The organism is Bacteroides sp. 1_1_14 (genome assembly GCF_000162515.1).
Classification (GTDB): domain Bacteria; phylum Bacteroidota; class Bacteroidia; order Bacteroidales; family Bacteroidaceae; genus Bacteroides; species Bacteroides thetaiotaomicron.
In genome coordinates this window covers 287881-289539 of the sequence record NZ_GG774711.1, presented here as the reverse complement: position 1 = coordinate 289539, position 1659 = coordinate 287881, and the positions used below count along the sequence as shown (strand labels likewise).

Here is a 1659-nt window from a genome sequence, read left to right as displayed (position 1 = left end):
GACACTAGGCTCGAACGTCAGGTTGCGGGTATTGAAGATATTGCGCCCGAAAACCTGGTCCTCACGGGCCAATCTTCCGTAGTCGGATGATCTTCCAACATGTCGGAAGTATTCTCCTTAGTCTCTTCACGAAGGCGGGATTCGTTGATGTCCGTGCCCGTTGATTTCGAGGTATTTACATTGTTCTGCTGCTCATAGAGCTGCTTCACACGCATAGCCTGTTCCTTGGTCACACCTTTACGCGCAAGCTCGGAAGCAAGCTGCTTCTGTTCCTTGCCTTGCCGGATGCCGTCCTTTACATATTCCAGTACCTGTGAGTCACTCATGGACTGGGCCATAAGCGAGCCACTTCCCAGCATAGAACAAAAAAGTAGAATGCTAAAAAGTCGTTGTATTTTCATTGACAAATAAAAAAGTTAGTTGGTTTCACACAGTTCCTGCATACCGTGACAGACCGCAGACAACTGTTGTTTAAGAAGAGAAGGGGGAAGAACATCAAGGAGGGTCAGAGAACGCTGCAAGACAGACCGTTTTCTATCCTCGTCTTCCGGATTGGCGTACATCGACACATTATATCCCTGAAGGATGGCCAAACACAGGGTAGCATCCTGTTCCGGTGTCTTCCCCCGTTGTGAATATAAATCGTTTATCTGTTTGTGGATGGATCGTTGTAAGGCGGAAAGGGCATCCAGATACACGCAGCCTGCACTCCCCCCACCAGGAAGCAGCATGCGTACCAAATTTAATAAACCCTCTATGTTTTCCTGTAAAATAACAGCATCCATATCCCGCGCCTTAAACAGCCGCCATAATAGGCTCTACATAACCGACAGGCATATCCACACAGGCACATCCCAGCATATTCAGGCGAACGGCGATCTTACTCTTGCCATCCACATGAACCAGTTCGCCAACAAGACCCGTCAGGGGGCCTTTAATCACGCGGACCTTTTCGCCACGGGCCAAAGGGGCACTGTTCATGCTGATCGATTCTTCAGAATAATCAAGCATGAAACGGAAACGGGCCATCTGCTCGTCAGGAATTACGGCAGGACTACTCTCGCCGCGCATCACCATGTAACGGCTCACAGTAGAAAAACTCAGGACTTCCATGCGTTCCCTAGGGTCAACGTGTACGAAGACCATCATAGGAAGCAAGACGGAGGTGACCAGCTTGCGACGGTCGCTCCATTGGTGGAATTCCTGTTGAACGGGAACGAAATTCTCGATACCCATCTTGTCCAGATGCTCCGAAACCTTCTTTTCATGGTGCATCCGAACCAAAGCAACATACCAGCGTTTTGAGTGTGCTACGCCTTCCCCTGTCCCATAAATAGGCCCAGCATTGAGTGATTTCTTTTTTCTTAAAATCATGTTTTTTTTACCCCATGTTTATCCGTTACTTCTTAGGTAACTCACAAACAAAGGACAAGCTAAACAGGGAACTTTTTTCAACGAAAACATCGGAAGAGGACTGGTATTCAGGAAATAAGGCAGAAGTGAAGGTGTCTTTCATAAATTGGAATAAAAAAAAGACATAACACGGATATTGTCATTTTCCGTCTGTTATGCCGACTTTTGATTCATTTTAAGAAATTAATTTCATTTTTGTTTGCGTATTTTCATAAATATGTCCATCTTTGCGCCATGAATCATTCC

The 1659-nt window shown here is 46.4% G+C and carries 2 protein-coding genes and 1 pseudogene; all 3 read right to left on the bottom strand.

Features of this window, described 5'->3' with window-relative positions; translation table 11 throughout:
• Positions 1-401: pseudogene (locus tag HMPREF9007_RS03130) on the bottom strand (capsule biosynthesis protein); the annotation flags it as partial.
• Between the two features lie 15 nt (positions 402-416).
• A complete protein-coding gene (locus HMPREF9007_RS03135; RefSeq protein WP_008763392.1) occupies positions 417-785 on the bottom strand; it encodes a UpxZ family transcription anti-terminator antagonist in 369 nt (122 codons plus the stop codon).
• 10 nt (positions 786-795) lie between these two features.
• Entirely contained in the window at positions 796-1374 is a 579-nt protein-coding gene (locus tag HMPREF9007_RS03140) for a UpxY family transcription antiterminator (RefSeq protein ID WP_008763391.1), read from the bottom strand.
• Positions 1375-1659: the final 285 nt, after the last annotated feature.